Origin of the sequence: Lysinibacillus sp. NPDC093692 (genome assembly GCF_050280125.1) — a bacterium.
Taxonomy (GTDB): domain Bacteria; phylum Bacillota; class Bacilli; order Bacillales_A; family Planococcaceae; genus Lysinibacillus.
This window is the reverse complement of sequence record NZ_JBNNUW010000010.1, coordinates 153,472-175,858: the sequence shown is the minus strand read 5'-3', so window position 1 is coordinate 175,858 and position 22,387 is coordinate 153,472. Positions and strand designations below refer to the sequence as shown.

17 protein-coding genes and 1 pseudogene are annotated in these 22,387 nt (G+C 36.0%); 15 read left to right on the top strand and 3 right to left on the bottom strand.

What is annotated here, in order from left to right:
* Positions 1-151 precede the first annotated feature (151 nt).
* Together ACQKN4_RS13265 and ACQKN4_RS13260 are read right to left on the bottom strand one after the other, a co-directional pair.
* Positions 152-783 (bottom strand): annotated as a pseudogene (locus tag ACQKN4_RS13265) (type 1 glutamine amidotransferase family protein).
* Positions 784-858: 75 nt separating this feature from the next.
* Positions 859-1,821, bottom strand: coding sequence for a helix-turn-helix transcriptional regulator (locus tag ACQKN4_RS13260; RefSeq protein ID WP_427483886.1), 963 nt, complete (start codon positions 1,819-1,821; stop codon positions 859-861).
* An 888-nt stretch (positions 1,822-2,709) separates the two neighbouring features.
* Here ACQKN4_RS13260 and ACQKN4_RS13255 point away from each other — a divergent pair.
* The 5 genes from ACQKN4_RS13255 to ACQKN4_RS13235 all read left to right on the top strand — a co-directional run bounded on the left by ACQKN4_RS13255 (position 2,710) and on the right by ACQKN4_RS13235 (position 9,126).
* Entirely contained in the window at positions 2,710-3,651 is a 942-nt protein-coding gene (locus ACQKN4_RS13255; RefSeq protein WP_079563371.1) for a YybS family protein, read from the top strand.
* Between the two features lie 12 nt (positions 3,652-3,663).
* Positions 3,664-5,637, top strand: a complete 1,974-nt coding sequence (locus tag ACQKN4_RS13250) for a DHH family phosphoesterase (RefSeq protein ID WP_427483885.1) — start codon at positions 3,664-3,666, stop codon at positions 5,635-5,637.
* A complete protein-coding gene (gene rplI / locus ACQKN4_RS13245; protein ID WP_079563373.1) occupies positions 5,634-6,080 on the top strand; it encodes a 50S ribosomal protein L9 in 447 nt (148 codons plus the stop codon). The genes ACQKN4_RS13250 and rplI overlap by 4 nt, the downstream gene beginning before the upstream one ends.
* Positions 6,081-6,093: 13 nt before the next feature.
* Complete coding sequence (gene dnaB / locus ACQKN4_RS13240) at positions 6,094-7,455, top strand: replicative DNA helicase (RefSeq protein ID WP_079563374.1); 1,362 nt, start codon at positions 6,094-6,096, stop codon at positions 7,453-7,455.
* A 378-nt stretch (positions 7,456-7,833) separates the two neighbouring features.
* Positions 7,834-9,126 (top strand): adenylosuccinate synthase, encoded by a 1,293-nt coding sequence (locus ACQKN4_RS13235; protein WP_079563375.1) that lies wholly within the window; start codon positions 7,834-7,836, stop codon positions 9,124-9,126.
* A 562-nt stretch (positions 9,127-9,688) separates the two neighbouring features.
* Here the strand turns inward: ACQKN4_RS13235 and ACQKN4_RS13230 are convergent.
* Entirely contained in the window at positions 9,689-10,501 is an 813-nt protein-coding gene (locus tag ACQKN4_RS13230; protein ID WP_170939053.1) for a YitT family protein, read from the bottom strand.
* Positions 10,502-11,019: 518 nt separating this feature from the next.
* Here ACQKN4_RS13230 and ACQKN4_RS13225 point away from each other — a divergent pair.
* From ACQKN4_RS13225 to ACQKN4_RS13180, 10 genes are all read left to right on the top strand, one after another.
* Positions 11,020-12,480: a peptidoglycan DD-metalloendopeptidase family protein gene (locus ACQKN4_RS13225; protein WP_427483884.1), complete on the top strand. Its 1,461-nt coding sequence runs from the start codon at positions 11,020-11,022 to the stop codon at positions 12,478-12,480.
* 526 nt (positions 12,481-13,006) lie between these two features.
* Complete coding sequence (gene yycF / locus ACQKN4_RS13220) at positions 13,007-13,720, top strand: response regulator YycF (RefSeq protein WP_049662630.1); 714 nt, start codon at positions 13,007-13,009, stop codon at positions 13,718-13,720.
* A gap of 6 nt (positions 13,721-13,726) precedes the next feature.
* Positions 13,727-15,595, top strand: coding sequence for a cell wall metabolism sensor histidine kinase WalK (gene walK, locus ACQKN4_RS13215; protein ID WP_079563378.1), 1,869 nt, complete (start codon positions 13,727-13,729; stop codon positions 15,593-15,595).
* On the top strand, positions 15,592-16,911 hold the full coding sequence (locus ACQKN4_RS13210; RefSeq protein ID WP_170939049.1) for a YycH family regulatory protein: 1,320 nt from the start codon (positions 15,592-15,594) through the stop codon (positions 16,909-16,911). Before walK ends, ACQKN4_RS13210 begins: the two co-directional genes overlap by 4 nt.
* Entirely contained in the window at positions 16,898-17,725 is an 828-nt protein-coding gene (locus ACQKN4_RS13205) for a two-component system regulatory protein YycI (RefSeq protein WP_427483883.1), read from the top strand. Before ACQKN4_RS13210 ends, ACQKN4_RS13205 begins: the two co-directional genes overlap by 14 nt.
* Positions 17,725-18,513, top strand: coding sequence for an MBL fold metallo-hydrolase (locus ACQKN4_RS13200; protein WP_079563381.1), 789 nt, complete (start codon positions 17,725-17,727; stop codon positions 18,511-18,513). The genes ACQKN4_RS13205 and ACQKN4_RS13200 overlap by 1 nt, the downstream gene beginning before the upstream one ends.
* A 292-nt stretch (positions 18,514-18,805) precedes the next feature.
* Positions 18,806-20,101, top strand: a complete 1,296-nt coding sequence (locus ACQKN4_RS13195; RefSeq protein WP_427483882.1) for a S1C family serine protease — start codon at positions 18,806-18,808, stop codon at positions 20,099-20,101.
* Positions 20,102-20,341: 240 nt separating this feature from the next.
* Complete coding sequence (locus tag ACQKN4_RS13190) at positions 20,342-20,506, top strand: CxxH/CxxC protein (RefSeq protein WP_079563383.1); 165 nt, start codon at positions 20,342-20,344, stop codon at positions 20,504-20,506.
* A gap of 90 nt (positions 20,507-20,596) precedes the next feature.
* On the top strand, positions 20,597-21,076 hold the full coding sequence (rlmH, locus tag ACQKN4_RS13185; RefSeq protein WP_079563384.1) for a 23S rRNA (pseudouridine(1915)-N(3))-methyltransferase RlmH: 480 nt from the start codon (positions 20,597-20,599) through the stop codon (positions 21,074-21,076).
* Positions 21,077-21,637: 561 nt separating this feature from the next.
* The gene (locus tag ACQKN4_RS13180; protein WP_271911953.1) at positions 21,638-22,291 is read left to right on the top strand and encodes a hypothetical protein; all 654 of its coding nucleotides are present in this window, start codon (positions 21,638-21,640) and stop codon (positions 22,289-22,291) included.
* Positions 22,292-22,387: the final 96 nt, after the last annotated feature.

Below are 22,387 nucleotides of genomic sequence, written 5' to 3'. Positions count from 1 at the left end.
AAATGACTCCGGCAGCATACCGAAGTCATTTAATCGCTGTTTAATGTAGCAAATGGTCTTTTATTAAACTGTCTACTTTATAGGGTTCAGTTCATTGTCTAAAGCATGGTTTTATTTGAACTAATATAAAACTGCTAAGTTGATTTTTAGTTCAGCTATTTATTGAATTCATTAACTGGAAGAAGTATTCAGTTTTATAAGTCTTATTTAGGTTATACCATGAATGCAATGTGTCGGGTGTAAATACATCTAGTTTTTTCAGTACTTCCATAGTAAATTCCAGAGGTGCTACCCCTGATGCAGTAATCAAGTTGTCACCAGATACCGCAGGTCCCACCTCATGAAATTTTTCTCCTTTATAATTAGGACAGACCATTTTAATATACTCTAAGTCATTGCTTGTGTGTTTTCTAGAATCTAAGTATCCCATATTCGCAAGAGCCTCAGTTGCACCACAAATTGCAGCAACAATAGTACCAAGCTTTAAAGCTTCGCCAATTCTTTTTAAGATAGGTTGATGAATATCTTCTCTCCAAGTAGTCCCACCAGGTAAGACTAAAAGATCGTTACTCTCAAGCGTACATTCATCAAGAGAAATATCTGGTTGTATGCTCAGTCCTCCCATTGTAGTAATCATTTCTTTATTAGCTCCTACTGTAACTACTCTTAATGGGGCTAAATTTTTTTGAAATATCTTCCAGAGTTTAATTCAGCAATCAAATATCCATATTCCCAGTCTGACATTGTATTAAATACATAAAGATACACTTTTTTTGTTTGCATTCAATAACGCTCCAATCTCAATTAATATAGCCTATTATAAGATAACTTCCCTGACAGCTAACGTCAGGGAAGTTATCATACTTCATGAAATTTTATTAATTCCGACAGAACTTCAATAAGTCTTTTCTTTAGACTTATTGGCTCAATAACTTGAATAGATTTACCATACGGTAAAAGTAAATAAGGTACATATGTATGTATAATATCCTTTTCAAGAAGAAATACTGCTTGATTTGAAGTACGTTCTTGTAAATAATGTCCTAAAAACCAATGTTGGCAAATATCTCCTAACGTCCCTGTGTTGCCATTAATAACCAAAGAAGTAATCCCTTCTTTATCTTCTATAGTTGGAAGGAGGTTTCTCATAAAAAAATCACGTGCTGAAAAATTTTCTGGCCGGTTAAACTTATTTTCGGTTAGCATTAGACTTTCAATTCGATCTACTCTAAAACTACGGATATCATTCCTAAGATGACAAAATCCAATCACATACCACTTATTATTCCAATAGATAATTCTGTACGGATCGACCAATCTATAATTTAATTGCTTTTCGCCACTTTTATAGTAAAGAATTTTTACTGAGTACCCGTCAGCTACGGCCTGCTCCAACTCCTTCAAAAAAGGTTCCATAGAGAGTGAACTTAATCGACTTATTACTTCAAGACTAGTTAAATGTTGATTTATCTTTGTTTCCTGCTCTTGATTTGAGTATTTACTTAGTTTTGAAATGGCCCTATTTAGTGCTTCACCTCCATAATATCCGGCTTCTTCTGCAAAAACAGCAGCGTGAAATAGTGAAGTTTGCTCCTCAAAATCAAAAAAAAGAGGAGCTTCAATAAAATTATTTAATAAAGTATATCCACCGTTATGTCCTGTGTCTGAAATTATAGGTACACCACTTGTTGAAAGTGTATCAATATAACGATAAACAGTCCTTATATTCATCTCTAACTTTTCTGCAATTTGTTTTGCAGTAATTTTTTCACCTGAACTAAGCATCCATAGAATTGCTAACATATTGTCAATTTTAGGCATATAAATTCACCTCTATTTGGAATTTACCATCTATTATATAAGTTTATTTTACTTAATTAGTAATAAATAAATTTTACAGTATTTATCATTAGAATTTAACTTATTTCCATGAATTAGACTATTCTGTCTTGTTAATTTAAGTACAATTCTTCATAATCTAATTCTATTTTTGGGCATAACTCATCAACTGTGTAATTCAACAATCTGGCCCGATTGTTGAATTACACTATTTACCCAAAACAACAATGTTTACTAAAACAGCCTTTATTTATCAAAGTTGTATTTTCACTAAAGAGTAAGGTTAGTTTAATTTAAGGTAAATATTGTTATGCGCAATTCTATCAAATGGTAATATTGTTTATTTTAACGAAAGCTGAGGATGGTTAAACGCATGTCATATTGATTTCCGTTCCGACCGAAATCAACTCCACGCTATGGTCATGGGCTTGGTTTATCTCAGTAATTGCTCTATATATTACCGTTTGCTATTATGATAAGAATTTATTACACTCTTAATAGACATGAATAAAGAAAAGATGGAACGTTAGAGATTGAGAAACAATCGACTAAGGACATTTTTAAAACAAAAAGGCTTATAATCACTTCGATTAAAAGCCTTTTTTTATGTATTAGTAACTGTCGTAAGTTGCTTTTTTTTATTGTTGAAAAAATTTTAAAATAATATATAGAAGAACATAATCAATGAATGAATTTGTTATGCTTTTTCGGTAAAAAATCTCCTATATAGCTATGTGTTTTATGCTTTAGTCATCGGTTCTACAAAATTAATGACAAAGCATAAGTTGTTCTTAGCGTTTTTTGTTCAATAACCTGAAAAAATGGTACAATAAAGGTCAGTAAGTTTGACTAAAAAAAGGAAGGTTTTCAATGCCGAATAATCAAACAAAGGCGCTTGTACAAGGCTCAATGATGGTCGCAATCTTTACGATTCTAATGCTTATTTCTGCATATGTACCATTCATTTTTATAGTAGGTCTACTATTTGCCCCACTACCGATTGCTTGGTATAGCGCAAATTACAAGCGTTCATCATCAATACTCGTAGTAGTAGTAGGATGTATCTTAACCATTTTAACGAGTGGCATTATTATGCTACCATTTGCCTTTATTTTGGCGTTACTTGGTATCGTTATAGGAAGTGCAATTAATCAAAAGAAGAGCAAACTTTACCTATTCATGTCGTCTGGGGTGGCTGTTCTTCTGTCAATGGCAATTGTCTATGTAGCCTATGTTCAATTTGCTAATATCAATATTATTAGCATGAGCACGGATCTTTTACGCGAAAATTATGAGCAATCAAATGAACTTGCAAAAACGGTGACAGGTCAAGTAGTGTTTCAGCAAGAACAAATTGATGCTATGTTAAAAACAATTGAGCTGACAATACCTGCAACAGTAACAATCACTGCATTTATGGCAGCATTTATTATCATAACGTTAAATTTACCTGTATTAAAACGTCTTGGTTTAGACGTACCAAAATTTGCACCGTTCCAAAATATGCGTTTACCACGATCTATTTTATGGTATTACATGATTGTTTTATGCATTAATTTATTTGTGCGTCCGGAGTTTGGATCTACATTAGATATTATTGTGTTAAATGTTTCTTCTATCTTATGGATGTTATTAATCCTGCAGGGGATTTCCTTTATACATTACTTTATTTCTAAAAAGGAAATGCCTAATGCTGTTAAGTGGGTAGCAACTTTGTTAGCCTTACCACTATCATCCATTATAATATTGCTAGGCATCGTAGATTTAGGTTTCGACTTACGTTCACTTGTGAAGGGGAAAACCAAAGAATAAGGGGCTGATGTAATGGGGACTTTTAGAAAACGACCAATTCGCTATCCGCTTTTTGTTCTTTCCATTTTTGGCATTGTGACGTTCGTGCTTCTATGTATTTGGAATATCGGGATAGGTATCGGTTACGGGGTAGGTTTTGTTCTATTAATGGTTTATACGTGGAAGGTAGAAAAGATTACCTTTGAAGAAACAGAAAAGCATATTGAATCCATCTCTTTCCGCATGAAAAAAGTTGGGGAAGAGGCATTACTTGAAATGCCAATTGGGATTTTGCTTGTCAATGATCAATATGAAATAGAATGGTCGAATCCATATATGCAAGGCGTTTTAAATATGGAGAATTTAGTAGGTGAAGGGATCGTTAATATATCTGACGACATTTACGTGCTAATGAAGTCCGAGGAAACAAACGAAGATACGATTACGCTGCATGATCGTAAGTACCGAGTTTATTATAAAAAAGAAGAGAATTTACTATATTTCTTTGATATCACTGAGCAGATAGCTATTGAAAAACAATACTATGCTGATCGTACAGTTATTGCGATTTTATTTGTTGATAATTATGACGAAATTACACAAGCAATGGACGACCAGCCACGTAGTTTAACGAATACGCTGGTGACATCGATTGTTAATGATTGGGCGGCTGAGCAAGGGATATTTGTGAAACGAATATCATCTGATCGTTTTTTAGCTGTATTAAACGAATCGATTTTAATGGAGCTTGAAAAGAAAAAATTCGCTATTTTAGATACAATTCGAGAAAAAACGGCGCAAAAAAATATGTCATTAACATTAAGTATTGGCGTTGGCGCAGGGTCATCTTCATTAGTAGAACTTGGTGAACTAGCACAATCAAGCTTAGACCTTGTTTTAGGTCGTGGTGGTGATCAGGTTGCTATCAAGCAGCCTACAGGAAAGCTGAAGTTCTATGGCGGGAAAACTAACCCGGTTGAGAAACGTACACGCGTTAGAGCTCGTGTTATTTCTCATGCACTACGTGATTTAATTCAGGATAGTGACCAAGTGTTTGTTATGGGACATAAAAATCCTGATATGGACTCTATTGGTGCCTCTGTTGGCGTACGTAAAATGGCACAAATGAATGATGTAAAGGGCTACGTAATCATAAATTTTGAAGAGTTAAACGGAAGTGTAACACGTTTAATGAATGAAATTGAGAGTAAATCGGATTTCTATGAACATTTCCTAACGCCAGAGGAAGCTGCGACAAAAATGACAGAAAAATCGTTGCTCGTTATTGTCGATACACATAAACCAAATTTAGTCATCGATTCACAACTATTGAAGTTGGCAGAAAAAGTTGTGGTCATTGATCACCATCGTCGAAGTGAGGATTTTATAGAAAATCCAACGCTTGTTTATATGGAGCCATATGCATCATCTACAGCTGAGCTTGTGACAGAGTTACTCGAGTATCAACCAAAACGTGCGAAGATTAATATGCTAGAAGCTACTGCATTGCTAGCGGGAATTATTGTCGATACGAAGAGTTTTACACTGCGTACGGGGGCCCGTACGTTTGAAGCGGCTTCTTATTTAAGGACAAATGGTGCCGATACAGTGCTAGTACAGCGATTATTAAAAGAAGATGTCGATACGTATATTGAACGTTCTAAAATAGTGCAGACTGTTAAGTTCGTGAAACCGGGTATTGCTATTGCTGTAGGTGAAGAAGCGAAAGTGTATGACTCTGTACTAATTGCGCAAACCGCAGATATATTACTAACAATGAAGGATGTCGGTGCTTCCTTTGTCATTGCGCATCGGTCAGATGGCAAAATCGGCATAAGTGCAAGATCACTTGGCGAAGTAAACGTGCAGCTTGTTATGGAGAAGCTAGGCGGCGGCGGGCATTTAACTAATGCAGCTTGCCAAGTCGAATCAAATTCCATTGCTGGAGTAAAAAAATATTTAGAAGAGGCCATAAATGAGGTACTCGAAGGGAGTTCTGAATCATGAAAGTAGTATTTTTAAAAGATGTTAAAGGAAAAGGGAAAAAAGGCGAAATAAAAAATGTCGCAGACGGCTATGCACAAAACTTCTTAATTAAAAATGGTTATGCTGCTGAAGCAAATGCACAAGCATTAAGTCAATTAGAAGGTCAAAAGAATTTAGAAGCTAAAAATGCTGCTGCCGAATTAGCTGAAGCAAAAGCATTAAAAGAAAAATTAGAAGCTTTAACGGTAGAACTAAAAGCAAAATCAGGTGAAGGTGGTCGCCTATTTGGTTCAGTATCTTCAAAGCAAGTTGCCGATGCACTTCAAAAAAAGCATGGCATAAAAATTGATAAACGTAAAATGACTTTAAGTGATGGAATTCGTGCGCTAGGCTTTACAAATGTACCTGTAAAACTACACCATGAAGTATCTGCTACATTAAAAGTTCATGTAACGGAAGAATAAGGGGCGACAATCCATGACCGAACCGATGATGGATCGCGTTCCACCGCATAACCGGGAAGCCGAGCAATCGGTTATCGGTGCGATTTTCCTCGATCCTCAATCGTTAATCACTGCATCTGAAATTTTACTAGCAGATGATTTTTATCATAATGCACATAAGCAAATTTTCGAAACGATGCTACGTTTAAGTGATCTGGGAAAAGCGATAGATGTTGTCACAGTTACTGAAGAATTATCAGCTAAAAAAGAAATTGAGGATGTTGGCGGGCTATCGTATTTACTAGAGCTCGCCAATGCTGTCCCTACAGCTGCTAACGTCGCACACTATGCGAAAATTGTCGAAGAAAAGTCTCTATTACGTCGTTTAATTCGTGTAGCTACTAAAATAGTAGAAGATGGCTATACTCGTGAAGATGAGGTAGAGGCATTACTTGGTGAAGCAGAGAAGAAAATGATGGAGGTAGCCAATCGTAAAAATGCGGGTGACTTTAAGCATGTTAAAGACGTATTGGTGGAAACCTTTGATAACATTGAGCAGCTTCAATCACAAAAAGGTGATGTTACAGGTATTCCGACAGGCTTCCGTGACTTAGACAATATAACAGCTGGCTTCCAGCGTAACGATTTAATTATTGTTGCTGCACGTCCATCTGTAGGGAAAACAGCCTTTGCATTGAATGTCGCACAAAGTGTTGCCGTTCAAGCAAGGGAAAATGTTGCGATCTTCTCCTTAGAGATGGGTGCTGAGCAGCTAGTTATGCGTATGCTTTGTGCAGAGGGAAATATAGATGCACAAGTTTTACGTACAGGTGCTTTAACAACAGAAGATTGGGGTAAACTAACTATGGCAATGGGGAGTTTATCAAATTCAGGAATTTTTATTGACGATACACCGGGTGTACGTATTAATGAAATTCGCGCAAAATGTCGACGTTTAGCACAAGAGCATGGCCTCGGTATGATTTTGATTGACTATTTACAACTTATTCAAGGTAGTGGTAAACCAGGGGAGAACCGTCAGCAAGAGGTATCTGAGATTTCACGTTCTTTAAAACATTTAGCGCGTGAATTAAAGGTTCCAGTAATTGCATTATCACAGCTATCTCGTGGCGTTGAGCAACGTCAAGATAAGCGACCAATGATGAGTGACTTACGTGAATCGGGAAGTATTGAGCAAGATGCTGATATTGTTGCCTTCTTATATCGTGATGATTATTACGATAAAGAGTCCGAGAGTAAAAATATGATTGAAATTATTATTGCTAAACAGCGTAACGGTCCAACGGGTACAGTTACACTTGCCTTTAAAAAAGAATTCAACAAATTCATTAATGTGGATTGGTCGCAAATGCCGCCACCGCCTCCACGTGATTAAATATTTATTTGGCTCACCATCAGTAGTTGAAGATGCCATTTGTTAAAACATTTGCCATGTATATAAGTTGATCTTCGTTACGACTGGACTACTTCAAGAAAGCGCCCTGTCGAAACGGAAATCAACCATACACTATGTTGGCCAAATGCTGATTGAAAAAGAGGAACATAACGTTTGCGACTATGCCAAAACGGAATTAATCTGAATGTTAGATAATATTCATACCATTCTGTTATTAAACACGAACGTTGAATCATATTTTTTGATTTTACGTTCGTGTTTTTAAGTATTTTTGTTGACTAGGCGTTTCTATCATTGTTACAATAATTAACGGCTTAAAAATTGAGATACAAATTGTATCTAACGGAGGTGCTGACTATGACATCAGTTGTAGTTGTAGGAACACAGTGGGGAGACGAAGGAAAAGGTAAAATTACAGATTTCCTTTCACAAAAAGCCGATGCAATCGCTCGTTTTGCAGGTGGTGATAATGCAGGTCATACAATTAAATTTGATGGTGAAACGTATAAGTTACACTTAATCCCATCAGGTATTTTCTATAAAGAAAAAGCTTCAGTAATCGGAAATGGTTTGGTTGTAAATCCAAAGTCATTAGTGACTGAGCTTAGAGGCTTACAAGAGCGTGGCATTAATACAGATAATTTACGAATTTCTAACCGTGCGCATGTTATTTTGCCATATCATATAAAGCAAGATATCGCTGATGAGGAAAGCCGTGGCGATAATAAAATTGGTACAACTTGTAAAGGGATTGGGCCATGTTATCAGGATAAAGTAGCACGTATCGGTATCCGTATGGCTGATTTACTAGACAAAGATGTATTTGAAGAAAAACTACGTCAAAATTTAGTAATTAAGAATAAGTTATTTGAGAAATTTTACGAAGTTGAAGGTGTAACATTCGAAGAAATTTTCGAGGAATATTACAACTATGGACAAGAAATCGCAAAATATGTAGAAGACACGTCAAAAATCTTAAATGATGTACTAGATGAAGGCGGCAAAGTGTTATTTGAAGGAGCACAAGGTATTTTACTTGATGTCGATCAAGGTACGTATCCATTTGTAACATCTTCAAATCCTGTTGCCGGCGGAGTAGCGATTGGTGCTGGCGTTGGCCCATCACGAGTTACAAGTGTTATTGGTGTATCTAAAGCCTATACATCTCGTGTTGGTGATGGACCGTTCCCAACTGAATTATTTGATGAAGTAGGTCAACAAATTCGTGAGGTTGGCCGTGAATACGGTACAACAACTGGTCGTCCACGTCGTGTAGGCTGGTTTGATACAGTAGTTGTGCGCCATTCACGCCGAGTAAGTGGTATTACGCATCTTGCGCTTAATTCAATTGATGTTTTATCTGGCTTAGAAACAGTGAAAATTTGTACTGCGTATAAATATAAAGATGAAACAATTACTGAATATCCAGCAAACCTTCATATTATTGAACAATGTGAACCAATTTATGAAGAGCTTCCAGGCTGGTCAGAAGATGTTACAGGCTGCAAAACATTAGAAGAGCTACCTGAGAATGCACGACGCTATGTAGAACGCGTAAGTGAATTAACTGGTATTGAAATCGCTACTTTCTCTGTTGGTCCTGCACGTGAACAAACGAACGTATTAGTGGACGTTTGGGAAGCAAAATAATTTTAAATCAAAAGAGGACGTACCATATGCGGTACGTCTTTTTTTATACCAAATCTCTTTGCTGGCACTGAATTTTGAGGTGAGAGATGACTTATTACTATATTTTATGTATTCCAAAGAGGACGTTATGGCTGCTGTAGCTACGCTTTTGCAAAGACATCTGTTATTGTCGCTTAGCTTTCATACAAAAGACAACTGTTACAACTTCTATATATTTATATATTAGAATGATATGCAAAAATACACTAAATGAAGTAGGTGATCTTCGTTACGACTGAGCGACTCCTTGGGGATCAGCGATATAGAGGAACGAAGGCTAAAAGCATCACGTCCTGTGATAACGCCTTCGTGACCAACATCTTGTCGCTGCCGCTACGTTAGCACTACGCTTTCGCACAGAAAACATTTGTTGCCCCAAGCAGCTCATCGGACGCCCCCAGGAAAGCGCTCAGTCGGAACGGAAATCACCCCCTCGTTTTGCCGAAGAGCCATACTTAATTTCATAGGTGTTATATTTTTTCACAACAAAAGGGCGTACCATATACGGTACGCCCTTTTGTCATTAGTGAATATCTCTTTTCTTGAAGCGACCACCTCTAACCTCTGCAATATTACCAATTGCTAGGAAAGCATGATCATCAATTTCAGAAACGATTGATTTAAGTTTCGATTCTTCTAATCGAGTAATGACGGTAAAAATAACTTTTTTATCGTTACCCGTATAAGCCCCTTCACCATGAAGGAAAGTCACACCTCGACCAAGTCGGTCCATAATGGTCTGTCCGATTTCATCAATTTCGTCACTAATGATATAAACAGATTTTGATTCCTCCATCCCTTGAATGACGATGTCAATCATTTTATAGGCAATATAGTATGCCAGGATAGAGTACATGGCTTGTTCCCATGTGAACACAAATCCTGCTACCGTAAAGATAAGTACATTGCAGAACATAATAATTTCACCAACGGAAAACGGCGTTTTACTATTAAATAAAATAGCTAAAATTTCTGTCCCATCTAACGAACCACCATAACGAATGACGATTCCGACACCAATACCTAAAATCATGCCTCCAAAAACTGTGGCCAATAGTGTGTCTTGAGTAAATGGTTTTATATTATGTAAGAAAAGTGTTGCTAATGAGAGTACTGTTATTCCGAGTCCTGATGAAAGTGCAAAAGTTTTACCAATTTGTTTATAGCCTAAAAAGATAAAAGGTAAGTTTAAAATGAAGATGAAAATACCAAGAGGTAAACTTAATAAATGCGAAGTGATAATGGATACGCCTACAATTCCACCATCCATAATGTTGTTTGGTACTAAAAATAGCTCCAGCCCCAGTGCCATAATGACTGCACCTAATGACACCATAATGGTCCTTATAATAAGTTTACGAACAGTATTTTTGCTTTGGGGCTTTCTTACTTTAGTGGTTATTCCAGAGGTTTGTGAATCATTCAAATTAATCGCTCCAATCAACTAGTATATCTCCATTCTATTTTATCGGAATATTAAAAAACTAAAAAGTGGTAAGTCTTAAATCATACTAAAAATAAATACAATACTACATTTTTCTCAAACACTACAAATTTACTGTAAGAATTTGGTAAATGTCCTTTGTACACCGAAAGCGAAACGTATTGAGTGAATCTACATTAGATATCCTTTGAAAAGAAGTGGCTGGAGAGAACATCCGCGCTTAAAATTATTTTTATTAATTGCTACAAAAATAGTAATTTTGTAACAAGTAGTAGAGTAATAATACATTTACATTACAAAAAGATGAAAACAATCTAACCGAATTTTCTTTATGGTACAGTATATTGGTGCAAAAAATCCTTGTGGGTAATTAATCCTGCTAAAGGTTAAAGTTGGAAGGGGCTTTATTGATGAGTTCGTCTTGGTCAAGAAAAGAAAAAAACAGTAGATTTACTTACAATTTTTCTTCAATTAAAAAGATATCCATTATTACAGTGTTAATGACAAGTTTAACGTTTGATGTAGGTTTTGCAAAAGAAAATCATAATGAAGATTTGAATAAAATTTATCACGTTTACGTGGGAAATAAATATATAGGTGCGGTCTCTAATGAGAAAGCTATTGAAGAAATTATTGCGTCAAAGGAAAAAGGAGCAAGTCAACAATACAAAGAGTTATCGATTGATGCTAGTTCTTCTGTCAAAATAATCCCAGAGAAAGTATTTAGTAATCAAACTAAAGATGTGGAGATTTTGAAGAAATTAGAACAATCTTTAGTAGTTCAAGCTCCATCATTTACATTATCTGTAGATGGTGAGCCTGTAGTTTCTTTAAAAGATGCAAAAGACTATGAAGATACTATTCGTATGCTAAAACTACAATATGTTTCACAGCAAGAGCTAAATAGTTTATATGTTAACCAACAATCAACGAATGTTCCACCATTACAGACTGGTGAAGCGCGCCTTGTAGATGTTTCTTTTAAACAGGAAGTTTCAGGTGCAATACAAAAAGTAGCACCAAATGCTATTGTAACGCCTACGGAAGCCGTAAAATATTTAATGACAGGCTCTCTTGAACAAGTAACATATAAAGTTCAATCAGGTGATGTTTTAGGATCGGTTGCCCAAAAACATGGATTAACAACAACTGAGCTAGTAGCGTTAAATCCTGGTATCACTGTTGATACAGTTTTACAGATTGGACAAGCATTAAACGTAACAGTCGCTAAACCATTTGTAACACTTGAGGTAAAACAGGAGAAGAAAGTTACTGATACTATTCCGTTTAAGAAAATAGTTGAAGAAGATCCGACGATGTATAAAGGTGAGAAAGTGATAAAACAACCAGGTGTTAATGGAAGTAAAGAAACATCTTATTTGTTAACGTCTGAAAACGGAACTCGTATATCCAAAGTTGCGTTAAAAGAAGATATTATACAACAACCAGTTGATGAAATTGAAGTAGTTGGTACGAAAGTGATTTCATCACGTGGTACAGGTGAATTTACTTGGCCAACAGTGGGTGGCTATATATCAAGTGGGATGGGCCAACGTTGGGGAGAACTCCATCGTGGTATTGATATCGCTCGTCCTAATAATTATAATATTTTAGCTTCAGATAATGGTGTTGTTGTCGCTGCTGGTGTCTCAGGTAGTTACGGTAATCGTATCGTAATTGATCATCATAATGGTTATACAACGCTTTACGGACACCTTTCTTCAATTGAAGTAAAAGTAGGACAAGTGGTAGAAAAAGGTTCGGTTATAGGTGTTATGGGCTCGACTGGAAATTCTACAGGTACACATCTACACTTTGAAGTTGAAAAAAATGGTTCGTTAGAAAATCCATTAACATATGTAGGGCGTTAATTAGTTCGAATAGAAGACAGTCCGAAGTAGGACTGTCTTTTTGTATACGTTGTATTTAAATCTATGTTATTTCCCAAGAAATATTTGTCGAAATATAGTTGGATAAAATATCGTATAATGTCTTAGGATTTAGAATAATGCATAGAAGCAAAAAGCATGGTAGAGTTAAGAGTAGTTACTTTAACTTCTTTCAGTAAAATCCCCCACCTTTATAGGTGGTGAGTTGAATACGGAGTGAAGTTATATTTCAACGGGTGTCCGCTGAAATAGAGGAACTTAGGCTAAAAACTTCACATTCTATGAAAACGCCAAGGAGTGCTTATAGGATATTCGCCTAAAATCATCGCATCCGTGCGAGAACGGCTAACTAACCTGCATCGTGTCGGCCCTCATGTTGTTGCTGTCGCTAGGTTAGCACTGCGCTTTTGCACAAAAGACATTTGCAGGCCTAACTACAAAGCCAAATCATAATAGATAGAATACACATCGTTTAAGAATAGATAAAAAGCGAAAGGGAGAGAAATATATGGACAAAACCATTTTAGTTGTTGACGATGAAAAACCAATCGCAGATATTTTACAGTTTAATTTAATAAAAGAAGGGTACAAAGTTATTTGTGCTTATGATGGAGATGAAGCTCTAGAGAAGGTTGAGGAAGAGCAACCTGATTTAATGCTTTTAGATATAATGTTACCTAAGCGTGATGGGATGGAAGTTTGTAGAGAAGTACGAAAAAAATATGATTTTCCGATCATCATGCTAACAGCAAAAGGTTCTGAGATTGATAAAGTATTAGGATTAGAAATGGGCGCAGATGATTATGTGACGAAGCCATTTAGTACACGAGAGCTTATTGCGCGTGTAAAGGCGAATATGCGTCGCTTACAAGTAGTAGCTCCTACTGCTGAAGAAGTCGAGGAAGAATCCAATGAAATTGTAGTAGGTTCTCTAGTTATTCAACCAGACGCTTATTTAGTGCTGAAACGTGATGAGGCAATTGAACTAACACATAGGGAGTTTGAATTATTACATTACTTAGGTAAGCATATCGGTCAAGTGATGACGCGTGAACATTTACTGCAGACTGTGTGGGGCTATGATTATTTCGGCGATGTACGAACAGTAGATGTAACAATTCGTCGTTTGCGGGAAAAAATAGAGGACAATCCTAGTCATCCGGCTTGGATCGTCACACGTCGTGGAGTAGGTTATTATTTACGAAATCCTGAACAGGAGTAAAAAGGAATGCAGAAAGTAAGCTTCTTTAAATCAATTCATGTAAAGCTAGTACTAATTTACATCTTACTAATCCTACTTGCTTTGCAAATAATAGGAATCTATTTCGCGCGTGAATTAGAGCGGAATTTAAAAGAAAACTTTCGGGAATCCATTTTTCAACGTGTCGATTTGATGCAATATAGCATTCGTGAAGAAATGTTAAAAGAGCGCGATGAAAGTAGTATGCCAACTCTTGAAGAGAGCTTGAAAACGATAGTTATGGAGTTTTCAACGGGGTTGAAGGACGTTTCTGATGGAGATATTTTAGGAATCCGTGTCATCGATAATAGACAACGTATTCGCGCCACATCTGAGGTAGACAATCAAGGTTTGATTGGACAGCGCTCAAATAATGATCTCGTGCGCCGTGCCATCTCTGCGGAAACTTTATTTGAAAACATTAAACTTGATAATAAAACAAGAAATCGAGTGTGGGTGTTAGCTTCGCCAATTCGAGATGGTGCAGGTCCTGATGATGAAATCATAGGGGTTCTTTACATTGAAGCTGATATTGAATCTGTTTTTGAACAAGTGAATGACATTAACCGTATTTTCCTTGGGGGTACGGCAGTGTCCATGGTGATTACGATCTTTTTAGGGATTTTAGTGGCACGAACAATTACACAGCCAATTTCAGATATGCGTAAGCAGGCACAGGCGATGGCAAAGGGTAACTACTCTCGAAAAGTGCGGGTTTATGGTACAGATGAGATTGGGCAGCTTGCTATTACCTTTAATCATTTAACCAATCGCTTGCAGGAGGCGCAATCTACTACAGAGGCAGAACGGCGAAAGCTCGATTCGGTCCTTAGTAATATGACGGATGGTGTTGTTGCGACAGATCGAAAAGGGCGCATCATTCTTATTAATGATCCCGCGCTAGAGCTTCTCCATATTTCAAGAGATATTACATTAGGTCGTCCGATTGCATCTGTTTTAGGTATTGACCAAGAGTATAGTTTTGAGGATTTAATTCACATGAATGATGCGGTGAATTTAAATTTCAGTACAGCAGACGCACCGTATATTTTGCGTGCGAATTTCTCTGTCATTCAAAAAGAAACGGGCTTTATTAATGGTCTAATTACCGTACTGCATGATATTACGGAGCAGGAAAAAATAGAGATGGATCGTAGAGAATTTGTATCGAATGTGTCACATGAATTACGGACGCCATTAACGACGATGCGTAGTTATTTAGAGGCGTTAGCGGATGGTGCATGGAAAGATGAAAATATTGCTCCAACATTTTTGAATGTCACACAAACAGAGACAGAGCGTATGATCCGATTAGTGAATGATTTATTGCAGTTATCACGAATGGATAGTTCAGATTATGAGTTGAATAAAGACATTGTTCTATTCAATTCATTCTTTAACCGTATTATTGATCGTTTTGAAATGTCTAAGTCAGACAAAGTGAGATTTGAACGTTTATTACCAGAAGCCTCTTATTATGTAGAGATTGATACAGATAAGGTGACACAAGTTATCGATAATATTATTTCCAACGCTATTAAGTATTCACCAGATGGAGGTAATATTCGCTTTGGCTTTACAGTGCAAGGAGATATGCTGAAGGTGATGATTTCTGATGATGGTATGGGAATTCCTAAGGAAAATGTAGGACGTATTTTTGACCGTTTCTATCGAGTAGATCGAGCACGAGCACGATCTATGGGAGGCACTGGTCTAGGTCTAGCTATTGCGAGGGAGATGATTGAAGCTCACGATGGTAAAATATGGGCTGAAAGTGAGGAAGGACATGGAACAACAGTGTTCTTCACATTACCACTTAATTTAGATGATTTTGACGAGGCAGGTGAGTGGGAATGAAATATATAGAACCAGTTAAATCAGGTGTATTATTTCTACTCGTTGTGCTAAGTGTAGTTTTAACTTTTATGATTTGGACATACACGCCAGATTATAAAGTTATTGAACAGACTGAAGGAAAAGAAATCCTGATTGGACCACAAAAGAAAATGGCGGATGTCATTCGTCCGTATAAAGCTATTTACCGTTTTGATAAGGAATTTACCGGAACCGTTTCTAATGGCGTCATGGAAGATATTATGCAAGCATTTGAGGGATGGAATATTCTAGATTTAATGCCTGTAAACAATAACCTTACAGCCGACTCTTTAAACGAGATGATTCGTACGAACAATTGTATGACTGTCTTTTTTACTGGTGAGATTCCTTACTCTGCCTTTAACTCAATTTTTCAGTTCGCCGATAAGGAGCTACCTGAAACAACCTTTAATCGTATGATTATAGATTGGAGTAAGTATAGTAACAAAGAGTTACAGGTGTTTTTCATTAGTGGCAATAATGAATCATTGATGCGTTCGCATGTAAGTCTAGAAAATGCTAATCAGTTTGTACGAAATATTATTGAGCCAGCGAAAACATATGGTCCTTTTACAGAGGTGGAGCGAGATGGCTTTACCTCACTATATATTGCAAACGATAAAATTGAATCATCAAAGTATACGTATTTTATCGAAGAGAAACCTGAATTGTTAAAAGATGTATTATTTACAAATCTAAAAAATGTCCGGCGCACTGATGAAAGTACAACTACTGAAAAATATCAAGATGGAATGTCAAAGATGGTGCTTGATTCAAAATTGAAATCATTGACTTATGCAAATCCAGCTGCAGAGAGTAGTATAAGAATAGAACCTTCCAAGCTCTTGAAGGATAGTTTTGAATTTATCAATGAACACGGTGGCTTTACAGATGATTATCGCTTAGTATCAACAAGTACAAGCAATAATCAATTAGATTATCAGTTATATTTACATGGATTACCGATTTTTAGTGAACAGGCGATAAATCGAATTACAACCGTTTGGGGAGATAACCGTATTTTCGTCTACAAACGTCCATACTTTTCTTTTGAGAAAGATATTCCATCCGAAAGAGAGATGAAAGAACTTCCGTCAGGAACAGAAGTCGTTGAACAGATTAAAAAGCTAAATAACATTGCTTTATCAGATATAGATGACATTGTTGTGGGATTCTATTTGACTCTTGATCAAAATACAATTGTGACAATAGAGCCGTGTTGGTTTGTCATTCGTAATGGTGTATCCACGAGACTGACGCCTGAAGTAGTAGGGGGTGTCAAAAATGGATTGGAATAGAACAAAATCTATTTTTATATTCGTTTTTTTAATCTTAAATATTTTCTTGTATTGGTTGTATTTAGATCGTTATAACGAAGCGCAGAGCGTAGAAATACTAGGTGAAAAAACAATAGAAGCCCGTTTAAAAGATGATAATATTACGTATGGACCACTGCCTAATAGTAACGAGTCTGCTACTTACATTACAGGCGAAGTGCATATTTTTAAAAATTCTGCTCCTGATGATAATCAGAAAGTGAGTTTTACGGATGAGACACATACACAAATAAGTGCTGTTTTTATCAATCCTGTGAAATTACGAAATATTAATGACGATGCAAGTCTTATCGATTTTGTCCACACAAACGTTAAAAACGGGGATTCTTATGCATTATGGGAGGTAGACCGTGAGGAACGAGTCGCAGTTTTCTTCCAGAAGAAAAATAATCGAATATTCTATTACAATGATAGTGCCGTGTTAAAAGTACACTGGAATATGGATAACGAAGTGACAAAGTATGAGCAGACAATGATTGACAATATAGAAGAGATGGAGCAACAGGAAACCGTTATTCCACCACTTCAAATTTTCCAAACACTTTATAATAAAACGCTATTAAAGTCAGACTCGAGTATTGCGCAAGTGAAGTTAGGTTACTCGACATTTAGTAAATTAGATAAAACGCAAGTGTTGATACCAACATGGGAAGTACAAGTGAAATTATCGGACGGAGAAATAGAAGAGTACTTCGTTGATGCTATTGATGGAAAAATTATTGAAATCCAAGGAGACAAGCAACAAGGTGAAGAGGAAGACTGGGGAGTTGAATGATGCGATTTAGTGTTTTAGCAAGTGGCAGTACAGGAAATTCGATTTATGTAGAGAATGATGATCATGCATTTATTGTCGATGCTGGTCTAAGTGGCAAAAAGATGGAGCAACTATTTACAAAAGTCGACCGCAATATGAAACAGCTAAGTGGCATTTTCGTTACGCATGAGCACAGTGATCATATTAAAGGAATAGGTGTATTGGCACGAAAATATAATGTACCTATTTATGCAAACAACAAAACATGGCAAGCAATGGACGGGCTAGTTGGGGATATACCTTTAGAGCAACGTTTTGAATTTGAAATGGATACTGTAAAGCATTTTGGTTCATTAGCTGTTGAATCCTTTGCTGTATCACATGATGCAGCAGATCCAATGTTCTATAGTTTTCATGAAAACGGGCGTAAGCTTGTTGTTATTACGGATACAGGTTATGTTAGTGACCGTATGAAGGGTATCATTCGAGGTGCTGATTCCTTTGTATTTGAAAGTAACCACGATGTGAATATGCTGCAAATGGGGCGCTATCCATGGTCTATCAAACGTCGTATTTTAAGTGATGTAGGGCATGTTTCAAATGAGGATGCAGCTATAGCAATGAGTGAGGTAGTATTTGAAAAACCAACAAATATTTATTTATCACATTTAAGTAAAGATAATAATATGAAAGAGCTTGCGCGCATGAGTGTCACACAAACTTTGCAATCCTGCGGTATTATTGCCGGAGAGTATTTAAATTTATTTGATACAGATGCAGAAGAGCCGACAAAATTAGTTACTGTGTAACTTTTCTCAGCAAATGTTTTATGTAACGTAAGTGAAACGGCAGTTACAAATGTTTTATGTAACGTAAGTGAAACGTCGGCTACATTGCTTTTGGCTTAAAGTGAGTTAATCATATCGAATTATACAATAAAAAAATGAGGCTTTAATGAGGCTGTTCAATTACATTTTATAGAAAATGCATTGAACAGCCATTTTTATGTCCATTTTATTTATTTTTCATCTGATTTTAATGTTTGAATCGTAATATTAAGGTAACAACTAACAAATACTAATAAGAGAAAGGACGAGGAGAATGAGCTATTTTCAAGATGATGATAAAAACAAAGATTTTCTAAAAAATGATGATATACAGAAGTCACCTCTTCAGGAGCGACTCGAACAAGAGGAGCGAGAAACGCAAGAGAAGCGTCATAAAAAGAAAGGCGGTGGCGGAGGAAAGGGTGGTTATTTTTTCACTGGTCTTATCGGTGTCATCATTGGCGCTTTACTCGTGTGGCTCATGATGCCTGGACTTGTCAATCAAATGCCAGGTACAACGACGAGCAGCATGGGTGAAAATGAAACAACCATTAATCAAGTTGCAACAGAAGTGACTACTGATGTTACGAAAGCCGTAGATAAGACTTCTGGGGCTGTTGTAGGGATCACGAATATTCAAGAAGTAGCAAGCGGCGGATTCTGGAGTCCACAAGCCTCAGAACAGCCTGCAGGAAGCGGTTCAGGTGTTATTTACAAAGTTCAAGGTGATAAAGCCTTTATCGTGACAAATAACCATGTTATTGAGGGTGCAAAACAGTTAGAAGTAACAATGCCAGATGGAACGAAAGAAGTAGCGCAATTAGTTGGTCGCGATGTTTGGACAGACTTAGCTGTTATTTCAATCAGCTCTAAAGACGTTAAGACAGTTGCGACATTTGGTAACTCAGACGTATTAAAACAAGGTGAAACAGTTATCGCAATAGGTAACCCACTTGGCTTAGAGTTCTATGGCTCTGTTACTACAGGTGTTGTTTCTGGTAAAGATCGTTCTGTACCAGTGGACATAAATAATGATGGCACAAAAGATTGGCAACAAGAAGTATTACAAACAGATGCAGCTATCAACCCTGGTAATAGTGGTGGTGCACTTGTTAACCTTGCTGGTGAATTAGTCGGTATTAACTCCATGAAAATTGCGGAATCTTCTGTTGAAGGTTTAGGATTCTCAATTCCGATTAACTCAGCAATTCCAATTATCGAGGAATTAGAGAAAAATGGTGAAATGAAACGTCCAACAATGGGTATTCAATTAGTAGACTTAACGGATGTTCCGTCATTCCACCAACAGCAGACGTTACAATTGCCAAAAGACTTAACAACAGGTGTTGTTGTTACAGATGTCGTAGCTAACTCTCCATCTGCAAAAGCAGGCATTCAACAATACGATGTTATAGTTGAAATGGATGGCAAAAAAATTGAAACAGCAATCGATTTACGTAAACATTTATATAATGACAAAAAAATTGGTGATAAATTAACGATGAAAGTATATCGTCAAGGTAAAATAGTGGAACTATCACTAACATTAACAAATAGTGGTTCATTGTAAATTAAAAATCAGTGGGGATGATAGGATCTCCACTGATTTTTTCGTTGAATTATGAAGAATGATTTAGAAAATATTGTGGATAACTAGAAAATTGTGAATAATAACATTAACAAGGTGAGTGGCGGTATGAAGCCTATTCTTCCATACTTGCCTGTCCTTTGTTACAATAGATTGTGGATAACATAGACCGAATTGTGAATAAGTTTGTGGAAATTTCGGAAAATAAGAAGAGGTGTAAAAATGGAAAAATACAGCTGTGAAAACCATATAGAACACGCTTTAGACATGTTTGTGGCAGAGCAAAAAGAGTTCCCGATTATGGATAAAGTCGAAGAGGATAAAAAGTTATCCACAAAATGTAGCTACTGTGAACAGCCTGCAGAATATCTTGTATCAAGTAAATAACTTTACACAAGATATAGGATTCTCTTGTGGATATGTTGATAACTTTTGTGGATAATTTGTTTGTAAATGAAATGTAAAGGTGGATAACGTGTGAATATAACGATTGTATCAGTCGGAAAACTAAAAGAAAAGTACTTAAAAATGGGCATAGACGAATACGTAAAACGTCTCGGTGGCTATGCAAAAATGGATATAATCGAAGTACCAGATGAAAAAGCACCCGAACAGCTAAGCGAAGCAGAAATGGAAATCGTCAAGAAAAAGGAGGGTGAACGTATTCTATCTAAAATCGGCCCAGATACATACGTTATCGCCTTAGCCATTAACGGTAAAATGAAAACCTCAGAACAAATGGCGGCAGATCTTGAATCTCTAATGACCTACGGCAAAAGTAAAATCGCGTTCGTCATCGGTGGTTCCCTTGGTTTACATGACGATGTGTTAAAACGAGCTGATGAGCAACAGTCTTTCGGAAAGATGACATTACCACATCAGCTAATGAAACTTGTTTTGGTGGAGCAGGTTTATAGGAGTTTTAGGATTATGAAGGGTGAACCGTATCACAAGTGATAGTAAAGCGGAAGTTTGAAATTATTATATAGATAAACATAAAAAAGTCGTCTTTCTATGTTACATAGAGATGACTTTTTCATTTATTTTTGATATGTGTTTTGATTTCTATATCTACTAAATTAATCTTTTGTATTGTTATGAATGTTTTTCTAAAAATTTAATAATCATTTCGGAAAGTACGTTCGTATTTTTTAGTATTTTCTCTCTTGTTATGATACTATTAAAATACATAATATTACAAAAAAATAGGAGTGATTTTTGAATAAAAGATAAAAAAGTATATATTTAGTATTAATTGAAGTAACAAACTGGTAGTGAATCGGTATTTTGATGATGATATAAATTTTAAATTCACTATTAGCAATAATTTTGATAGGTTTTTAATATTTAATAGAAGAGGTCAATGAATGGGGTAAATTGCAACGTTACCCTTATTATGGTCTTGAGTCCGAGGATTCATTAGTAAGATTCATAAGGTCCTATAGAATATTTACCACTAGGAATGAATTCTATTTAGGAAAGATTAGATAGAAAAGATAAAATGTTTAGAGGTGTATAATGAAGTGTTTAAAATGTAATAATGATTTTATTGAGGAATTTTCATATTGCCCATATTGCGGCACATCCTCTAGTTTACAAGAAAGAAATAATATAATTAATGCTGGTACTAATAATGTAAATATTGGGATAGGAAATAATAGTAAGCAGGAAATTCATTTAAATATACAAGAAAAAGAAGAAAAAGTAGTTAAGTATGAAAATAAGTTAGATGGGGAAATTATTGGAGGAAAAAAAGGTTATAAATATAGATTGCAAATTTCAAGTATTTTATCTGTAGTTTCGGCTGTCGTTACAATTGTAGGCTATATTTATAATAAGAGTAATTATATTGCACTTTTTGTAATGATAACGGTAGGTTTAATTATATATGCAATTGATTCTCTATGGAAATTTACGGAGTTAAAAAAGAATGGAATAGTTTATAAAAATAATAATCCGATTCTTTATGAAGAGAATGAAACTGTTTATAGAGTGAGGAAGTATGGAATCTGTCCTGTATGTCAGGGCAGGGTTAATATACATTATGATAAACAAATTAATAGAGCGCTTGGAAAATGTGTAAATAATCCAGAAGATCATTTATTTACGTATGATCATACTATAGATGCTGGTTTTCCTTTTACATACATCAAATTTTATGAAAATAAATGATGATATTAAAGTAACTAGGAATGTAATTAGTGAGGTAAACGTTTACTTCTCCCAATACCAAGTGCTTTAGTGCTCTTTTTAAGGACAGGGAGAACG